The sequence below is a fragment of the Desulfotomaculum sp. 1211_IL3151 genome, from assembly GCF_036763075.1.
GTDB lineage: Bacteria > Bacillota > Desulfotomaculia > Desulfotomaculales > Desulfotomaculaceae > Desulfotomaculum.
On sequence record NZ_JBAIYV010000040.1, the window covers coordinates 1 to 17,622 of the forward strand.

The following is a 17,622-nucleotide window of genomic DNA, read 5'->3' on the forward strand; positions in this document are numbered from 1 at the left end:
TGCTTGAATTCAGCACTGTATTGTTTCTTATGCTTTCCCATTAAACAGTTCCTCCTAGTTAGTTTTAATTTTACACTAAGCTAGGAAAAATCTCTATTTTGGTTGTCCTATTTTTATTCTAGCAGCAGGCTTGATGGAAACAGTGAAGAGTCATTGAGAAAGATAAATGACTTGCTGTCATATTAAAAACACGTTTAAGGAGTTATTGATGAAGAGAATCAATTGCCAGAAGGGATATTAGGCTGACTTAAGAAGATGTATATTTATTTAATGAACGCCTTCTTAAAACCCTAGAACCATCCTAACATTAGGATGGTTCCTTTTTTTGTCCCTGACAATATCCGACGACGAAAACCGATTCCAGCCTCTTATTGGGAACAATAAAATGCCAATTCAATACAAGCGATATCTATAAAAGCAAAAATATAGGTAAAATCTGTCGTATATTAATGAAATCGAGTGGCATAAAACTTCCACTAAGCATAGGAGGAAAATCGAATGGTGAAACCAAAGAATATCAAGCTGCAAATGAGAGGAAAGCTGGCCCTGTTCACAGGCATGTTGTTGATTGTGACAATCCTGTTATTATCGGCAATCTCATATGTCAATCTGACCAAGGCTTATGAACGGTCCGTCAAAGCCACGGAACAGGCTACGACAATAGAATCAAGTCTGCTCTAGAAAGTATGGTCGGAGTGCTTGACGTAAGTTACCAAAGATTCTTAAGGGGCGAAATTACTAACAATAGGCGTTGGAATCTGCGAAAGACATCGTGCGTGACACATGCTATGGCAGCGACGGTATCTTTTTTTATCCTCCCGTCTGCTCTGGGTTCTCAAGCTTATTGGGAAAAAAATGATAATTAGATACAAAGCAGCGAGCAAATAAATCTGCATTTGTTATATTACGGGATATCAATTTCTTAAATAATGGAAGTTGATACATATATAACTTCAAGAAATAAAGCGAATATGAGGATGGATATGATTTATGTTTGTATTTGTGAAAACAATAAAATGACTTCCCGAAAATACAGAGAGCTGCTGATAAATGTTTCGCGAAAACATAATATTCAAATCGATATTCAGTGCTTTCAAAGTGGAGAAGCACTTTTAGATGCCGTAAAAAAGTTTATGGCAGATATTATTTATATGGATGTTCATTTGGAAGGAATGAACGGAATCGAAACTGCCCGGCAACTTCAGTTATACGGTTATCAAACCTCCCTTATATTCTTGACCAATAGCAAAAAACATGTATATGAAGCATTTGAGGTCAGGCCCGTCAAGTATTTGATCAAAGGGAAAACAACCCAGGAGGAGTTTGAAAGGGTATTTGTAAGAGCAGTGGAGCTTTCCATGCAAAAAAGAAAGGAGTTACTCCTTTGCAACGTTTGCGATAGCAATATAGCCGTACCTAAAATAGATATTGCCTATATTAAAGTTTCAAAGCGCCTTATTACCGTACATTACAAAGACACAGAAACCCGATTTAACGGTAATCTGGAAAAGTTGGCAAATCAATTACAGGACCATAGTTTTTTTAGGATACACCGCTCCTATATCGTGAACTTATTGCATATTACCACCTTTTGTTCGCACCACGTTGTTTTACAAAACGGAAAAGAGCTTCCCGTGGGTATTACCTATGCCAATGGGGTTAAAAAAGCTTTTTTGAATCTATATCAAAAGAACTGATATCTAAGCTACTGGATTTGAATGACTTTCTGATCCGACACGAATTCAGTACAAAAATCAAGGTATTGGAGACATTAGGCCCCTGTATCAGATAAATATTTGATATAAAAAATTAGGCGCTTTTTGTCAAATTTATGTAACGGGAATGCATTTTTATGGAATAGTGCGCATCATCATCGGTCAGATTGTACTTGATGATTACGGGAGCACTGTCCATTCCGGCATCTATGCCACTGTATTTCCGGTTATGACCAGCCAGTACAGTATACCTACCATCATCTTTCGCGCGAAGGATAAGGGGTTGTAGTATCCCTTTTGTCCTTATGCTCTCGGTCATATCGTCTTTCCGTTGCCCAGTGTAAGAGCCGGAAAGGGTGCTATGGATAATCATCCATTACGGCAAAGGGCAGTGTTATAAAAACTGTATCCTTGTTCTCAGAGGAGGTTTTGGTGGATGCTGAAACCAGGGTGGGGCGGGCAGGTCGGCTATTGTCGTCCTCATTAAGCATAAAAAGTTCATCCAGATTATAGGCCGAGGTTTTGGTCTCTCGACAGTCGCTTTCGCTGTTGCCATATCCCATTACCTCCTTTGCGAAATCTGAGTATGCAAGGGCAGCCTTATTTTTTTCGTCAAAATCCGATACGCTGCAACTATGAAAATTGGCTTCTCCTACCTTAACCGTTGAGGGAATCTGAACATCATATATCCGAATTTTATTTCTGAAATATTCATCAATCAGTCCCATAGCCTTTTTATAAAGATTCGTTCTTTCATCCGTCATAGTTATGAGGATTCCTGAAACGCGAATGGAAGGATTAAGCTTCTTCTGTACTTTTAGAATAATATTCAACAGTGCAGCAAGTCCGTTTGCTGACCAGAGTTGCGGATTTACCGGTATAATAACGCTGTCGCACGCAGCGAGGGCGTTGATAGTCAACAGTCCCAGGGATGGATTCGTGTCGATAATGATGTAGTCGTATTTCTGTCTTAGCGGCTCCAATAATACCGACAAAGTATGTTCTCCGCATTGCGTCCCGCAGGTTAATTTCTGTAACCGATAGATTGATACTTGACGGAATGAGATCAACTTTTTCACCATGCAGAACATACTCGCTTTGGTCGGGGAAGGGCTTTTCATCCATAATCATAGTCAAGATATCATGCAGCGACCATTTGAACTCGTCGGGATTTTCAACTCCGAAAGCTGTAGTTAGATTGGTTTGAGGATCATTATCTACTAAATAAAACTTTTTTGCCCTTTTCTGCGAGGGAAATTCCAAGGTTATATGTTGTTGTTGTTTTTCCAGTGCCATCTTTCTGATTGGCCATAGCTATAATTCTGCAATCATTCACAAAAAACGCCTCCTTCAATAATGGTTCATTTTGGGGACAGTTGAGCTGTCCTTAGACCTCATGAACCGTTTTTACGATGTAAAACTATTTGTTTGTGGCGATTTGTGTGATTATAGAACTTTTTTATTTTCACGGAACCCAGTGTTTATGCGGATTCCCGTGGTTGTGTATATTACTGTGAGGCCACCGCCTCCCTTGATCCTGAAAATGAGGTTGAGGTGCAAAGGGCTATCAGTGAGTTAATTGCAGGAAGAACGGTTATTGTAATTGCCCATCGCCTGAAAACCATTCAGGATGCGGACCAGATAGTTGTGCTGGAAGATGGCAGGGTTGCTGAGCGGGGCAGCCATGACCAGCTTATCAGCAAAAACGACCTTTATAAAAAGTTATGGACGATCCAGGCTGAATCAAGCGGTTGGGAGTTGTAACCATTGTACAATGGGTAATTGCCAAGAAGGCAAGGGTCTGTAAGACGTGAGTAAAAGTCCAGCGGTTAATCCATGTTCCTGCTAATTAAGCTCGTCGGCTTTTTTTAGAATTGATAATTCCGGTGGAGCTATTGCATCTGCTTCACCATGGTGATTTTTAATGAGGTAAATAATAGCAGGATCGAGATTGAATTCCTGGGCCAGCCTTGCTCCCCTTTGGGGATGTTCTAAATGAGCGGAGAGAGCCTGGGCAAAGCGTCCCCGCTGATTTATTTGTTTAAGTAAGTCAGCGGGCTTTTTTGCTGTTAAAGTTCCCAGCAGGACAATAAGCACTCGATCAATTGTGCGAATCATATTGGCACGTTTGCCAATATCATGGAGCAAGGCAGCCTTAACAAGGAGTCTCTGATTGACAGAATGATCATTAGCAGGCAATAAAAAAAGGCAAGTTTTTGCCACCCTAACACAATGGGTTTGGGTGGGTCTATCCATCTGCAAGAACAATATCCTTTCCTTTTCATCCAGATATTCCTGAACAAATTTAATATCATCCGGTCTCATACGACTAAAAAGTGCAAACCAAAATTGTTTTACTCGGTTAATCATGTCATCACCATATTATTATTTGCAGGATTTTAGTACTTAGTAAAAGAAAGTAGTTATATCATTAGTAAATATAATGTTTTATGTAGAATAAAGCAATGTAAAATGCGGAGTTTGTAAGGTTTTATTAAATTACTCAGGTGATTCAATAAAGAAAGGGGTGGGGTTGTGGAGGCAACAAAACTTTACCTAGTACGTCACGGGGAGACAGAGTGGAACGCCGGGGGTAGATTTCAGGGACATTCGGATGTACCTTTATCAAATTTTGGCAGGCAACAGGCAGAAAGACTGGCTTTGAGTTTAAAACAGACAAAAATTGATGCCTTTTATAGTAGTGATCTATCCAGGGCCATGGAGACCGCTCAAATAATCGTCAAAGAACACGGTACTCAGGTAAATTACCTACCAGACTTACGTGAAATAAATTTTGGTGTCTGGGAAGGTCTTACCTATGATCAAATTTCACAGAACTATGGAAATCTAAGTGTTCAATGGCGATCCAACCCACTTGATACTCAGATCCCCCATGGCGAAAAATTACAGGATTTAGCCGAGCGATGCCAAAGGGCGATAAATGAAATAATAAATCAACATGCCGGAGAAAATGTTCTGGTGGCGTCCCATGGTGGAGTCATAAGGGTCATTGTAGCCAATGCCCTGGGTTTTGACTTAAACCATTTCTGGAAATTACGTTTGGATAATGTGTCTTTGACCGTTCTTGAATATTATGGTCAACAAAAGGCAATTCTGGAGTTATTCAATGACACCTGTCATTTAAAATAAGCACTCCCTTAATTCCGTTTTTGTTTTTCTGATTTCTTGGGATAATCGACTTCCTACCGAGAAAGACTACCTTTAGTATCGGTAGGGAGGGAATAGATATGGAAGAATCGATCAGATCAAGGGTTCCTTGGAGTACTGAACCAAGCCTGGAGACGAAGGCCAATGAAGTCGGTGTAAATTTTGATACTCTTATTGAAGGAATTAAGAACAATAGAAGCGATGAAGAAATGGCAGAAGAATTTGGTGTAACGCCAAAATGTATCGGTCATTTAAAGGATCATTTTTGGACCCATGGAATAGGCTCTATTATGGGGCAAGACTGATTAGCCATTAGCTATTAGCCATTAGCACGATTGCTAACAGCTAATGGCAAAAGCTAATTTTTTTTATGCCTAACCAGTTGCATATAACGGAAGGTTTTCCATTGTTCATAAATATATGCTAGAAGCATAATTCTTCCTGTGATATAATATACGAATACAATTTTTTTGAAGTTTTGCGAAGAAGGGAGCGACACATTTTGTATCCAGATAAGTTTGCAAAAGTAGGATTAACCTTTGACGATGTACTATTAATTCCTGGTTCCTCGGAAGTATTACCCAGGGAAGTGAATACCTCTACTTACCTGACCCAAGATATAAAACTTAATGTACCTATTATGAGTGCAGGTATGGATACTGTAACGGAATCAAGAATGGCAATTGCTATGGCCCGTGAGGGTGGCATTGGTGTAATACACAAAAATATGTCCATCGCACGCCAGGCCTTAGAGGTTGACAGAGTTAAGAGATCAGAGCATGGTATTATTACGGACCCTATCTTTTTATCCCCAGACAGCGCTATTAGTGAAGCCCATGAATTAATGGAAAGATATCATATTTCAGGTGTACCCATTACTGTGGAAGGTAAATTAGTAGGAATCCTCACCAACCGAGACTTGCGTTTTGAAACCAATCATGATCGAAAATGTGGCGAGGTAATGACAAAGGATAGACTAATTACTGCCTGTGAAGGGACAAGTCTTGAAGAAGCAAAACAAATATTAATGAAACATAAGGTAGAAAAGCTGCCGATTGTGGATGAATACAATAATCTAAGGGGCTTAATAACCATTAAGGATATCCAAAAGGCAAAGGAATATCCAAATTCCGCGAAGGATCACCGTGGTCGCCTAAGGGTGGCAGCGGCAGTGGGAGTTGCCTCTGACACCATGGAAAGGGTACAAGCCCTGGTCAAGGCTAAAGCAGATGTTATTGTGGTGGATACTGCCCATGGCCATTCACATTTGGTTGTTAAGACCGTTGAAAAGATACGTTTAGAATATCCTAATCTAAATATCATTGCCGGTAATGTGGCCACGGCAGAAGCAACCAGAGATCTTATTGCCGCCGGTGCCAATGCCATCAAGGTTGGCATTGGTCCTGGTTCCATTTGCACCACTCGGGTGGTTGCAGGGGTTGGCGTGCCACAGATAACGGCAGTTTACGATTGTGCCCAGGAAGCCAGTAAACATGGGGTCCCTGTCATCGCAGATGGTGGTATTAAATACTCCGGTGACATTGTTAAGGCTCTTGCTGCCGGGGGCAGTGTAGTCATGTTGGGAAGTATTTTAGCTGGCACAGAGGAAAGCCCCGGTGAGAAAGAGATCTACCAGGGCCGTAGCTACAAGGTGTATCGTGGCATGGGATCATTGGGAGCCATGAAACAAGGCAGTGGAGACCGATATTTTCAAGAGCAAGCTAAGAAAATGGTGCCGGAAGGTGTTGAGGGTCGGGTGCCCTACAAGGGGGTTCTTTCTGACACGGTATTCCAATTGGTCGGCGGCTTAAAGGCTGGTATGGGTTACACAGGCTGTCATACCATAGAGCAGCTTAAAACAAATGCTAAATTTATCCGCATAACACCGGCTGGTTTAAAGGAAAGCCATCCCCATGGAGTTAATATAACCAAGGAAGCACCGAACTACAGTCTATAAAAAAGACAAGAGTGTCGCAGAGCTACTTTCTAGTAGCAGGCGACACTCTTTTTTTGTTGGCAAAATTTCTTAAATCATGTAGTTAACCACCGGAATATGTAGGAAAAATTTTACAATTAATAGCAGGGAACTTGGAGTGGAAAGTGAATAATAAAGTAATAAAAGGAATATAATACCAATTTTACCATTAATAAAATAGTACAGGAAGGTGAGGAGACCTGTGACAACAAAGCTTAACTCTCTGACGGATGTATTAAAAAAGACTCTTTTCTTTTTTGATGGTTTATCCGTAGAAGAAATAGCACCTTACGTACAGAAAAAAATGCTTCAGGATTATTCACTGGATAAGGTTGTTGAGCGGATTGGTTTATGCTTAAAACAACATGCTTGCTTTAGTCAAGGTGAAAATGGCAAATGGCGATTACTGCTTCAGGGTTATTCTGAAAATGATCATTTTTATGCCTTTTTGATCAAAAGACAGCAGCCCATTGGCTTACGTCAGGTTGTTACCAACACAGTGGCACGGAAAAAGCGTATGAGGAAATTAGCCGAAGAAGCCGCCCTAATGCCGGATGGACGTTTTGTTCAGCTGGAAAATGGTAGTTGGGGTTTAACCGAGTGGAATGTTGAAGCAGAGCAATATTCATTGAAACACTTGGTAATTAAGGCTCTAAAAATGCATGAAGGTGGCTTATCGGCGCAACAACTATTTGAATGTGTAAATGAATGGCGCCCCACAAGTAAATCGGCTGTCCAGCAAGTCTTGAAAAAGTTTCCCTATTTTGAACGAAGCTATGATGTGTGGAGTTATAATCAGCAAATTCATTCCTTATATGATCATTTAGTAAAGAGATACATTAATATTCTGGAAAAACAAAAGGAACAATGGCAAAAGGATCGGGCAAAACTATTAATGAAAAATGAAAGATTTCAGTTCCAATTAAATGAAATAGGTGCTGCCCAAAGGGAGGCAGCAGCAGCTTTGGCCCAAAGGTCTTCGATGGTGGAACAGTACAACCACTTATCCAGTCAATTATCCGAAAAGGATCTATTGCTAAACATACGTAAAAAAGAAATATTAAGGTATCGGCATGAACTGGAGAGGACCGATAATAAGGCCAACAGTATTCTTTACCAATGTAGGTTATGGGTCCGCAAATGTCAAGAAAAAGAGCAGGAAAATATAAAGCTAAAGGAAATATCTGAAAAGACTCAATCCAGCCTGGAGGGTTTATTTGGTAAACTGCAACAGTATAAGGAGAGGGATCGGGAAAACAAAGCCCGCCTTGCTGAGCTAAAGGAACGCTATAGCACAAGGGTAGCCGAATTACAGACGGAAATTGTTGATCTCAAACAAAAGATGGAAAAATATCAACATTCATCGGATGTTGAAGAACGTAAGCTATTACAGGATATTAACACCTTAAGCAACGATTTAAAGGATGCCTTGGAAGGAGGAGAAGATTTACAAAAATCCCTAAGATTAACGCAACAGGAACTCAGTAGAATTAAATCTGAAAAAACAAAGCTAGAGGAATCCTTAAATCGGCCCTTAGTACGTATAGCCAAGAAAATTAGCAGTATATTTGGTTTATAGTTAGTAGCCCCCAGCCCAAAACCGTAAAGCTAAAGGCTAATTTAAGGAGGTAAAAAGCCCCTCGCAGGGAATAATGTTAGGTATGATGCTAACACGAGGGGGAGAATCATTTGAAAGAGTTAGAGGAGAAGACACTTTCCACAAAGCTTGTTTACCAGGGGAAAATACTCAACCTGCGAGTGGATCAAATAACTTTGCCAAATGGTAAAGAAGGAGCTAGGGAAGTGGTGGAGTTTTCCCAGGCGGTGGCTGTGGTTGCTTTAAAGGATAATAAGGATGTTTTATTTGTATCCCAATATCGCTACCCGGTGGGGGAAGTGCTTATTGAAATACCAGCAGGTAAATTAGATCGGGAAGAAAGCCCGGAACAATGTGCTCGGCGGGAATTACAGGAGGAAACGGGTTATACCGCTAAACATATGGAAAAGATTTGTGAGTTTTATACCACGCCGGGTTTTTCGAACGAACTCATGCATATATTTTTTGCCACTGGGCTGACAGAGGGAGAACAGAACCCAGATGAGGATGAGTTTGTCAAGGTATCAGAAGTTCCCTATGCTGAAGCGGTTAAGATGATCGGTGATGGTAAATTAAGGGATGGTAAAACGATCGCTGGTCTTCTAGCTGTAAACGGCAAAGTGTGACTACACGAACTGCCATTATTTTCAACCCCTGTCATCCTGAGCGGTAGCGAAGGATCGAATACATACCCTTTCGCTCAGGGCGACATGACTGGTTTTAAAAGGTGATCAAGGGATTGTTTCTTAAAACTTTAGTTAAGAAGTAAAAATAAAAAGGGAGTGGTTGCTTAGCTACTAAAAAAGTAGTTTTGCAACACTCCCTTGTTTATTATGCAATTCTACCAGCTGGCCTGCTACTATTATAGCATTCCACGATGATTTGGTTATCCTGTGCCAGGTAAGCAATTTCTGGGTAATCAGCAGATCGAGCATCCGAGGGGGAACAGGCAATGGAAGTGCTAATCCTTAGTTGAGCAGGACATAAGCGATGAGCAATAACCCGCGCAGAGTTGTTGCCGTTGGCTCCGGCATGGACAACCCCTCGGCAAGCACCAATTACTAATACATTGCCATAGGCCACAATCTCTGCCCCGGCATGTACATCACCCAAAACAACAACATTGCCGGGATAATTTATTTGCTGGCCTGAGCGTAGACTTCTTTTTACCAACAGTGTATCGCCACCTACGGTATCTGAAGCTTTCACTTGACTAACCTGGGACGGATCAATGGCTTTTTCTTGTAGGCTTGCAGGAGTACTATTTATTTTAGCTTTAATATCCGGTTGATGGATTAGACCATATTGTTGACAGATTTCCCCTAGTATCCTGGTTTGATCATTATCCTCCTGGGAAAAAGCAAATTTAGCCCCTTTAAAAAAACCCCTGGCTGCTTCCATCTTCTTATATAAAGTATGTTTAATTTCTTCAAAATCACTGTTGGGGTTTACTAAAATCAACAGTCCATGTCTTGTTCCTTTGATATTGACCACTTCATTCATAAAAGTCACCTGCCAATTTTTACATGTTCTTAAACAATTCGACTGAAGGTGACTGATTCCTTCCTAAACTCTTGAGAAATTTTACCGATTACATTTTATTGTCTTATTTTCCTGAATTGACAGGGAATAAGTTTCTTAATATATCGAAAGGCATGAACTTTCCGACATGCATCAGGGCAAACTAAGGCCGACGCCATACCCTTAAGGGCACTTAAGACTTGACGTCAGCCAAGCTTTTCGAATAAAAACATAGGCCAATAACGGTAGCCAGGTAATGATAACCGTTAGAAGCTGAACCATTGGCCCGGTATTTTGGCATAATAACTGGGGTACCCGTGATAATTCAGCTGTATAAGAGAGCAGCAGAGCAACTGCAAAGATTGGACTCGGCTGATAAAGGGCTATTAGGGGTATTAGCCAACAGAAATACCAGGGCTGAAACCATTTGTTAATAACCAACAAGTATAAAATAAAGATCACGATAGATAACTTAATTAACTTTCCAATGTTTGCAGTACTTTTGTTATACCAGAGGCGATATAGGATGAAGCTATAAATAACCCCAAAAATAATTAAAAAAAACTGAGAGCTAATTTTAAAGGCTTGGGGGCCGGGGATGGTGGCAAACCATTGGGACAAACCTTTAAATAATAAATAGTGTAAGGACTTGATGGAATAGAAATTCATTTGCCGGCCTAAGCCAGCTAGTGTTTCAAAACCAACCCAGTAGGGAGACCATATCAGCAGCAATGCAAGGACGGATAGCAAAGCAGACAAAACCATAATAAGGTATTTTTTTCTGCATAGTAACCAAAGCCCGATCAGAGGTCCCAATAGAACGGTTGTATATTTAACGAGGGCAGAAAGGGTTAGAAGTGGTAAAGTCAAGGTCAGCTTTTTTGTAGCTACGCAGGTAAATGTAAGGATTAGAAAAGTTAGCAGCAATGCATCATTATGGGCATGACCGGGCAGTTCGAATAGTAAAAGGGGATTCCAACCGTAGACAACCATGGCCCGGGCAGGCTCTATATTTAGTTTATTAGCAGTAAAGCCAATCAGCAAAAGGTTTATCATATGGATAAATCCGGCAAAGGCTTTAAATAAAAATATAGCCAGCCAAAACTTATCAGAGGCTAGGGATACAAGCCATGATGTAACCATGTTCCATAAAGGTCCATAGGGATTAAGCAAAAAACCCCATCCGGTGGTACTAAGAAAGGGATCACCTTGCCAGCCGGTAATTTGGTGAGGTGTTTTTAGATAAGGGTTTTCTTGATAGCTATGCTGCAATTGTCCACTGGCAGTGTAGTAGTAGATATCTTCACAGGCAAAGGGAAATAAAAAAATAAGGATTACAGTAAATAGAAGGGTCCATGCGGCAATTTCAAACAAACTGGACCGATGGCTGGCTTTAATTGCCTGCCAATACAGAAAAAACACGGCAGTAAAGATAAGGGCTAAGACAATGGCCTCAATGGTTTGTGATTTTCCCCAGGGCATCAAATGTGTCCAATAGTTATTTTGTAAGTCGGGTAATCCCGCTCCTTTAAAAATGCCTAAAATACCAGGTAATAACAGGACAACCCATAAAAAGCTTAATTTAAGCCCGATGGCTGATATTGGATGGCGCAATCGAAATCCCCTTTTGTGTTAATTTCCATTATTTCTCTTAGTATAACCTGTATAGAAGTTAAAAATGTTGGTCAAACTCTCATTGGTAAATATTGAGACAAGGAGAAGAGATATGGCTGCCAAATATCCAAAACTATCTATGGTAATACCTTTGTACAACGAAGAGGAAAATGTAGCAAGGGTGGCCTCAGAACTTCAACAACAACTGACAAGGGAACAAATTGATTATGAATTGGTTCTGGTTGACAATGGTTCCACGGATAAAACTGGTTTAATACTAGCAGAGTTAGCCAAGAACAATCCTCAATTTAAAGTCGTTAAGGTAAGTCACAACCAGGGGTACGGATGGGGGATTATTAATGGCTTACGCTGGGCCAGTGGAGATTATCTTGGTTTTATGGGAGGAGACGGTCAAATTGATCCTTCTGATGTTATTAAGGTTTATACGTCAATGCTGGAAGGAAATTATCAACTTTGTAAAGTTAAGCGGCAGTATCGGGGAGATGGCTTAATCAGAAAATATATATCTCACATATTCAATACAATTTTTGTATATATATTTAAGGTAAATGTTGGAGATATCAATGGATCACCTAAAATGATGAGTCGTGACTGCTACGAACAATTGAACCTTGGGGCAAAGGACTGGTTTTTGGATGCAGAAATTGTCTTAAAATCACAATATCTTAATTTTTCTGTGGGTGAAGTTCCTGTGGCATTTCACCGCCGTATGGGTGGCAATTCCAGTGTACGGCTGAGTACAGTTTGGGAATTTATAAAAAATATAGCTCTTTACCGAAAAAGAGGTGTTTTTTTTGAAGATAGTAATACTATGTGGGGGCAAAGGGACCCGGCTTAAGGAAGAAACAGTCTTTAGACCAAAACCCCTGGTAAACGTGGGAGAAAAGCCTATTCTCTGGCACATCATGAAGTATTATTCTTTTTATGGCTACAAGGACTTTATCCTTTGCCTTGGTTATCTGGGAGAAATGATTAAAAACTATTTTATTCAATATGATCTAATGAATAGTGATTTAACAATTGATTTTACGAATGGTCCTGTCATAGAAATACATCGTAAACAGAGCCTGGATTGGCAAGTGACCTTGGCTGATACAGGAATTCAAGCCATGACGGGCTGTCGGTTGAAAAGAATCGAAAGCCACATAGGAAAGGATACGGATTTTATGGTCACCTATGGTGATGGCCTTTGTAATGTCAATTTAAGGGAGTTGTATGAATTTCACCGTTCCCATGGCTGTTTAGCTACAGTAACGGGTGTGCGTCCCCTGTCGCGTTTTGGGGAACTCGATGTTCAAGGGGATCAGGTATGTAATTTCAGCGAAAAAAATCAAGTTACCCGGGGCTGGATAAACGGCGGTTACTTTATCTTTCGTCGGGAATTTTTCAACTATTTAACCAATGAAGATTCGTGTGTCATGGAACGGGAGCCCCTCGAAAATTTAGCCAAGAATGGGCAACTGAAAATATTCAAACATAGGGGTTTTTGGCAGTGTATGGACACATTCCGCGATATGGAACAATTAAATAAGCTTTGGCAGCAGGGGCAAGCCCCTTGGGAGGTGTGGTAGAAAATTGAAGCCATGGATTGATAAAAATGTGCTTATTACAGGCTGTTCAGGAATTATTGGCAGTTGGTTAACGAAAAAGTTGGTTGAAGAAGGGGCCAATGTAGTTGGCATTATGCGAGATCATGTGGGTAATAAGAGTATCATTCAGAAGGATTTATTAAATGGTATTTATGTAGCCTATGGAGATATTGGAGATTTTTTATTTGTTAACAGAGTTATTGCCGAGTATGAAATCGATACGGTTTTTCACTTGGCTGCCCAAACCATCGTAACCATAGCCAACCGCTCACCACTGTCAACCTTTGAATCAAATATAAAGGGTACCTGGACTGTACTGGAGGCCTGTCGGCTCTCCCCTACGGTGGAAAGGGTTGTGGTTGCTTCCAGCGATAAAGCCTATGGCGACTCGGATCAATTGCCCTACCGTGAGAATCAACCCCTAAGGGGTAAACACCCCTATGATGTCTCCAAGTCATGTACCGATTTGCTAGCCCAAAGTTATTATCACACCTACAAGTTGCCTGTGGTTATTTCCAGATTGGCCAATGTATATGGAGGAGGAGACCTTAATTTTAACCGTATCGTCCCTGGAAGCATTAAAGCAGTGTTGGGAGATCGACCGCCGGTAATAAGAAGCGATGGTAGTCCTTTAAGGGAATATCTATATGTCGAAGATGCCGTTGCTGCTTACCTCTCCCTGGCAGAAAACCTACATCGTCCAGATGTTATGGGTGAGGCCTTTAATTTTGCGCCAAACAGACCTTACTCAGTCATTGAAATTGTTGAGCAAATTATACGCCTGACAGGAAAGGATATAGTGCCTACGATCCTGGGTGGGAATTCCCTAGGTGGGGAAATCTTTAACCAATATAGTGACAGTCGTAAAGCAAGGGAATTGTTAGATTGGCAGCCAAGCTGGGATTTAGCCAAGGGGTTAGTCCGTACGCTGGAGTGGTATCGTCGTTGGTTGAAAGTGCCTGACACCGCTGAATGATGGGCTAGTTTCCAGGCTAGGATAGAGAGGTCTTTAAGGAGGTGAAGGGCTTGCTAGCAAAAAAACGGGTTTTGGTAACCGGAGCCAGTGGGTTTATTGGCACTCATCTAATAAAGCGTCTCGGACAGGAAAATGTAAAGGTTGGTGCTGTTATCAGGTCCAATCAAAGCTGTATAAAGGAAGACAACGATATAGAGATCATTCAAAGTGACCTGAATGATTTTGTTAATCTACAGAGGCAAGTACATTGTTTTAGACCAGATATCGTCTATCATTTGGCTGGTGTCAGGCCCCAGGGCTATAACTGGCAGGCTATTCAGGAGGCCTATGAAATAAACTTTTTAGGAACCATGAATCTTTTTCATGCATTAGATGGTTTAAAATGTGAATCGGTGATTTTAGCTGGCAGTGCAGCTGAATATGGCAGGGGACCTGCTCCTTACCAGGAGCATCAGGGATTGCAGGCGGTTTCTGCCTATGGATCTGCCAAGGCTGCTGCAACCTCCCTCGGAAAGCTTTGTTATGAGTATTTTAAGCTGCCGGTGGTTACCCTAAGGTTCACCTTGATTTATGGGCCGGGCCAGGATGAGAGTTTTTTTATCAGTCAATTAATCAAAACTTTATTGGCAGGTCAGCCCTTTCCCATGACTGGCGGGGAACAATATCGCGACTTCATCTATGTGAGTGATGTAGTGGAGGCTTTATGGTTGGCAGCAAATAACCCCCGGGCGGCCGGGGGTATATTTAATATTGGTCAGGGTTTTTCCCAACCAATCAAGGATGTGGCTATACTAATTGCCACCATGCTAGATTGTTCTGAGCGATTAGAGATTGGTAAAATGACCTATAAAAAGGGGGAACAATTTGCCTATTGTGTCGATACCAACCTGGCTCGACAGGTATTACAATGGCAGCCTAAGGTAGCGCTCATGCAAGGCCTTAAAGAGACCATTCAATGGTTTAAAAGGTCACAAGCCGGGTGCCCGTGAGCCATGGGACTTTAAAGCCCACGGCTCATAGCCGACTCGATTACACGAATTGACTAGAAAACACCCAACAAAATCAGTAATAAAACAATAAAAAAAATAAAAATTACAAAACCAACGCCAATATAAATTACTTTATTGGACATAAGACCCAACCTCCTTCTTTGTTCATGCTTTAATATTTCATGCTTTAATATATGGAAAGGTTATTACCAACGTGAAGTGATCCCGAATTGTTAAGTTTTGAATGATCAAGGTAATTATGGCAATAATAAGGTAAAACGTGGGGGGGTGACGAATGTCAAGTACTGCCCTTGCCACGAATGTGGGTGCAGTAGCAATCTATGGTATAGTGGGACAAGCTGCCAACAATATTGATGATATCCGTAGCGACACCCTGATTCCTGGCGCAAAAATTGGTTAGGGGTCAACGAATTTTTATTTTGCTTGCTATTAGGGTTAATAAAAAAAGGATAACCGTGCCTATAATTAGGAAATATAAGATCGTCCCTAATTTTAACATTTTGTCCTCCTAAGAATTTTTTTTTACTAAAATAGCTTCCCCATATTTATAAAAAAATTTTAAGAAAGTCACGGGAAAGCTAGCAATTAAAAAAAATATAGATTATACTAGTGGGCATAAAATGAACTTATTGTTTTTATTCGATTAACGTTATGAAAGGGGTGGTCCGTATTTGAGGAAAGTAATCATTGCAATCTTATCTATGGCTATCGTTGCTTTGGCCCTCTGGGTTGTTCCTAATGTCACATTGGATACAAACGTTTTAATAGAAACCCTGTTAAGGCACAAAGGTTTTTAATAAAAAGTAAAACACAGGCATTTCGCCTGTGTTTTACTTTTTATAGTACAATCACTTACCCTAAAGTTTTTAACTGGTGTAAAAAAACAGAAGGAATTATGAGCTGTCAAAAAGAAACATAATGGTAAAAAATTGAATAAAATAGAAACGAATTGTAGGATGTGATGCTATATTATGAATCAAATCACATCAATTGGCAACATGCAGAAAGATATGGACCTTAACAAGATATTTTCTTTTATTATCAACTATTCACCAAACTCCATTGTTGTGACAAACTTAGAAGGTAAAATAATTTTTGTTAACAAAAGATTTGAAATGTGTTATGGCTATTTATTTTGTGAATTAGTTGGTCAGGAACTAGGTATGTTAAATGCAGAAGTTAATTCGGATGAAATCCAATCAGATATAATCAATGCATTAAAGAATAATAGAAGGTGGAGGGGCGAAATACTTCAAAAATGTAAGGACGGTAGTACCTTTGTTGGGGACTTTGAATTTTTTGCTATATTAAATCGCGATGGTTTATCAGAAGCATGGGTAAGTATTAATCATAATATTACAAAACGAAAGTTGGCGGAAGAACAACTTCGACAATCCAAGGAACAGTTTGCCAAGGTTTTTTTTGCCGGCCCGAATCCGATGGCTATTATTAGTACAAAATCTCATGAATGCATCGATATTAATGAGGCTTTTCTGATAAATTGTGAATTAAGTCGTGATGAAGTAGTAGGATCTAAAATAGAAGATCTCTATGATTTTTTGTGCCTTAATAAACGAAAAGTTTGCGAAATCAAAAAAACCATGCACAAGAACAGTTGTCTGCGTAACCTAGAAATTTGTGTAAAGACCAAATCAGGAAAATTAATGGAAGGATTGCTTTCTGTCGATATTATCAATTTTAACTATGAGAAATGTTATTTACTGGTTTTTAATGATTTAACCGACTATAAAAACTTAACGAGGGAAATTGGCCGACTGGATCGTTTAAATCTTATTGGTCAATTGGCTGCTGGCATAGGCCATGAAGTAAGAAATCCCATGACCACCGTGCGTGGTTTTTTGCAATTGCTTTCTGGAAATCAAGAGTTTGCCAAGCATCAAGAATACTTTAATCTAATGATCAAAGAACTAGACAGAGCCAATAGTATAATTACAGACTTTTTATCAATTGCCAGAAATAAGCCCAAGGAATTAGAACGAACGAACCTAAATGATTTGATAGCAAACATGTACCCATTAATATCTTCCGATGCCCTTAATTCTAGTAAGAATATTAGTATTAAACTAGAACCGGTTCCGGAGCTTTTATTAAGTAAAGACGAAATTAAACAACTAATCCTTAATTTCGTCCATAACGGATTAGAAGTAACCCCTTTAGGTGGATTTTTAACCATTCAAACCTACTCAAAGGATCAAGATGTAGTTTTGGAAATAAAAGACGAAGGACCAGGCATCAATAAGAATATTTTGCCAAAACTTGGAACACCCTTTCTTACGACCAAAGCCGAAGGTACTGGACTGGGTTTAGCAACCTGCTACAGCATTGCGGAAAGGCATAATGCAAGGGTAGATGTAGAAACAACCCCCACCGGAACCACCTTCTTTATAAGGTTTAGACAATAGTGACAAGGGTGGC

General features: G+C 40.2%; 18 protein-coding genes and 2 pseudogenes. 14 read left to right on the forward strand and 6 right to left on the reverse strand.

Annotated features, from left to right (window positions below; genetic code table 11):
* The first annotated feature begins 498 nt into the window (after positions 1 to 498).
* Positions 499 to 681 (forward strand): hypothetical protein, encoded by a 183-nt coding sequence (locus tag V6C11_RS10530; protein ID WP_333531121.1) that lies wholly within the window; start codon positions 499 to 501, stop codon positions 679 to 681.
* A 302-nt stretch (positions 682 to 983) separates the two neighbouring features.
* Positions 984 to 1,697, forward strand: a complete 714-nt coding sequence (locus V6C11_RS10535) for a LytR/AlgR family response regulator transcription factor (RefSeq protein ID WP_333531122.1) — start codon at positions 984 to 986, stop codon at positions 1,695 to 1,697.
* Between the two features lie 112 nt (positions 1,698 to 1,809).
* Here V6C11_RS10535 and V6C11_RS18710 read toward each other — a convergent pair whose 3' ends face one another.
* The 3 genes and pseudogenes from V6C11_RS18710 to V6C11_RS10550 form a co-directional block, all read right to left on the reverse strand.
* Positions 1,810 to 2,088: a ParB N-terminal domain-containing protein gene (locus V6C11_RS18710; RefSeq protein WP_442886063.1), complete on the reverse strand. Its 279-nt coding sequence runs from the start codon at positions 2,086 to 2,088 to the stop codon at positions 1,810 to 1,812.
* A pseudogene (locus V6C11_RS10540) lies at positions 2,075 to 2,978 on the reverse strand (ParA family protein). The gene V6C11_RS18710 and the pseudogene V6C11_RS10540 overlap by 14 nt, the downstream one beginning before the upstream one ends.
* Positions 2,929 to 3,051 carry an AAA family ATPase gene (locus V6C11_RS10550; RefSeq protein ID WP_333531124.1) on the reverse strand — a complete coding sequence of 41 codons (123 nt, stop codon included), beginning with the start codon at positions 3,049 to 3,051 and terminating at the stop codon, positions 2,929 to 2,931. Before V6C11_RS10550 ends, V6C11_RS10540 begins: the two are co-directional and overlap by 50 nt.
* Positions 3,052 to 3,230: 179 nt before the next feature.
* Here V6C11_RS10550 and V6C11_RS10555 point away from each other — a divergent pair.
* Positions 3,231 to 3,479, forward strand: a pseudogene (locus V6C11_RS10555) (ABC transporter ATP-binding protein); the annotation flags it as partial.
* An 81-nt stretch (positions 3,480 to 3,560) separates the two neighbouring features.
* Here V6C11_RS10555 and V6C11_RS10560 read toward each other — a convergent pair.
* Positions 3,561 to 4,085: an HDIG domain-containing metalloprotein gene (locus V6C11_RS10560; protein ID WP_333531125.1), complete on the reverse strand. Its 525-nt coding sequence runs from the start codon at positions 4,083 to 4,085 to the stop codon at positions 3,561 to 3,563.
* A 165-nt stretch (positions 4,086 to 4,250) separates the two neighbouring features.
* Here V6C11_RS10560 and cobC point away from each other — a divergent pair, with 165 nt between their 5' ends.
* From cobC to V6C11_RS10585, 5 genes are all read left to right on the forward strand, one after another.
* Positions 4,251 to 4,865: an alpha-ribazole phosphatase gene (gene cobC / locus V6C11_RS10565; RefSeq protein WP_333531126.1), complete on the forward strand. Its 615-nt coding sequence runs from the start codon at positions 4,251 to 4,253 to the stop codon at positions 4,863 to 4,865.
* Positions 4,866 to 4,963: 98 nt separating this feature from the next.
* On the forward strand, positions 4,964 to 5,188 hold the full coding sequence (locus tag V6C11_RS10570; protein WP_333531127.1) for a helix-turn-helix domain-containing protein: 225 nt from the start codon (positions 4,964 to 4,966) through the stop codon (positions 5,186 to 5,188).
* A 197-nt stretch (positions 5,189 to 5,385) separates the two neighbouring features.
* Positions 5,386 to 6,840 carry an IMP dehydrogenase gene (gene guaB / locus V6C11_RS10575; protein ID WP_333531128.1) on the forward strand — a complete coding sequence of 485 codons (1,455 nt, stop codon included), beginning with the start codon at positions 5,386 to 5,388 and terminating at the stop codon, positions 6,838 to 6,840.
* Between the two features lie 220 nt (positions 6,841 to 7,060).
* Positions 7,061 to 8,437 carry a phage-shock protein gene (locus V6C11_RS10580; protein ID WP_333531129.1) on the forward strand — a complete coding sequence of 459 codons (1,377 nt, stop codon included), beginning with the start codon at positions 7,061 to 7,063 and terminating at the stop codon, positions 8,435 to 8,437.
* 110 nt (positions 8,438 to 8,547) lie between these two features.
* Positions 8,548 to 9,081 carry an NUDIX hydrolase gene (locus V6C11_RS10585; RefSeq protein ID WP_333531130.1) on the forward strand — a complete coding sequence of 178 codons (534 nt, stop codon included), beginning with the start codon at positions 8,548 to 8,550 and terminating at the stop codon, positions 9,079 to 9,081.
* A 205-nt stretch (positions 9,082 to 9,286) separates the two neighbouring features.
* Here the strand turns inward: V6C11_RS10585 and minC are convergent, their stop codons facing one another.
* Both minC and V6C11_RS10595 read right to left on the reverse strand, forming a co-directional pair.
* Positions 9,287 to 9,958 carry a septum site-determining protein MinC gene (gene minC / locus V6C11_RS10590; RefSeq protein WP_333531131.1) on the reverse strand — a complete coding sequence of 224 codons (672 nt, stop codon included), beginning with the start codon at positions 9,956 to 9,958 and terminating at the stop codon, positions 9,287 to 9,289.
* A gap of 201 nt (positions 9,959 to 10,159) precedes the next feature.
* Positions 10,160 to 11,590, reverse strand: coding sequence for a hypothetical protein (locus tag V6C11_RS10595; protein WP_333531132.1), 1,431 nt, complete (start codon positions 11,588 to 11,590; stop codon positions 10,160 to 10,162).
* 112 nt (positions 11,591 to 11,702) lie between these two features.
* Here V6C11_RS10595 and V6C11_RS10600 point away from each other — a divergent pair, with 112 nt between their 5' ends.
* From V6C11_RS10600 to V6C11_RS10625, 6 genes are all read left to right on the forward strand, one after another.
* The gene (locus V6C11_RS10600) at positions 11,703 to 12,449 is read left to right on the forward strand and encodes a glycosyltransferase family 2 protein (protein ID WP_333531133.1); all 747 of its coding nucleotides are present in this window, start codon (positions 11,703 to 11,705) and stop codon (positions 12,447 to 12,449) included.
* A complete protein-coding gene (gene rfbF / locus V6C11_RS10605; protein WP_333531134.1) occupies positions 12,406 to 13,182 on the forward strand; it encodes a glucose-1-phosphate cytidylyltransferase in 777 nt (258 codons plus the stop codon). The genes V6C11_RS10600 and rfbF overlap by 44 nt, the downstream gene beginning before the upstream one ends.
* Positions 13,183 to 13,186: 4 nt before the next feature.
* Positions 13,187 to 14,176: a GDP-mannose 4,6-dehydratase gene (locus V6C11_RS10610; protein WP_333531135.1), complete on the forward strand. Its 990-nt coding sequence runs from the start codon at positions 13,187 to 13,189 to the stop codon at positions 14,174 to 14,176.
* 41 nt (positions 14,177 to 14,217) lie between these two features.
* Complete coding sequence (locus V6C11_RS10615; RefSeq protein WP_442886064.1) at positions 14,218 to 15,165, forward strand: NAD-dependent epimerase/dehydratase family protein; 948 nt, start codon at positions 14,218 to 14,220, stop codon at positions 15,163 to 15,165.
* A 295-nt stretch (positions 15,166 to 15,460) separates the two neighbouring features.
* Complete coding sequence (locus V6C11_RS10620) at positions 15,461 to 15,586, forward strand: hypothetical protein (protein ID WP_333531137.1); 126 nt, start codon at positions 15,461 to 15,463, stop codon at positions 15,584 to 15,586.
* A gap of 571 nt (positions 15,587 to 16,157) precedes the next feature.
* Positions 16,158 to 17,609 (forward strand): PAS domain S-box protein, encoded by a 1,452-nt coding sequence (locus tag V6C11_RS10625; RefSeq protein WP_333531138.1) that lies wholly within the window; start codon positions 16,158 to 16,160, stop codon positions 17,607 to 17,609.
* Positions 17,610 to 17,622 lie beyond the last annotated feature (13 nt).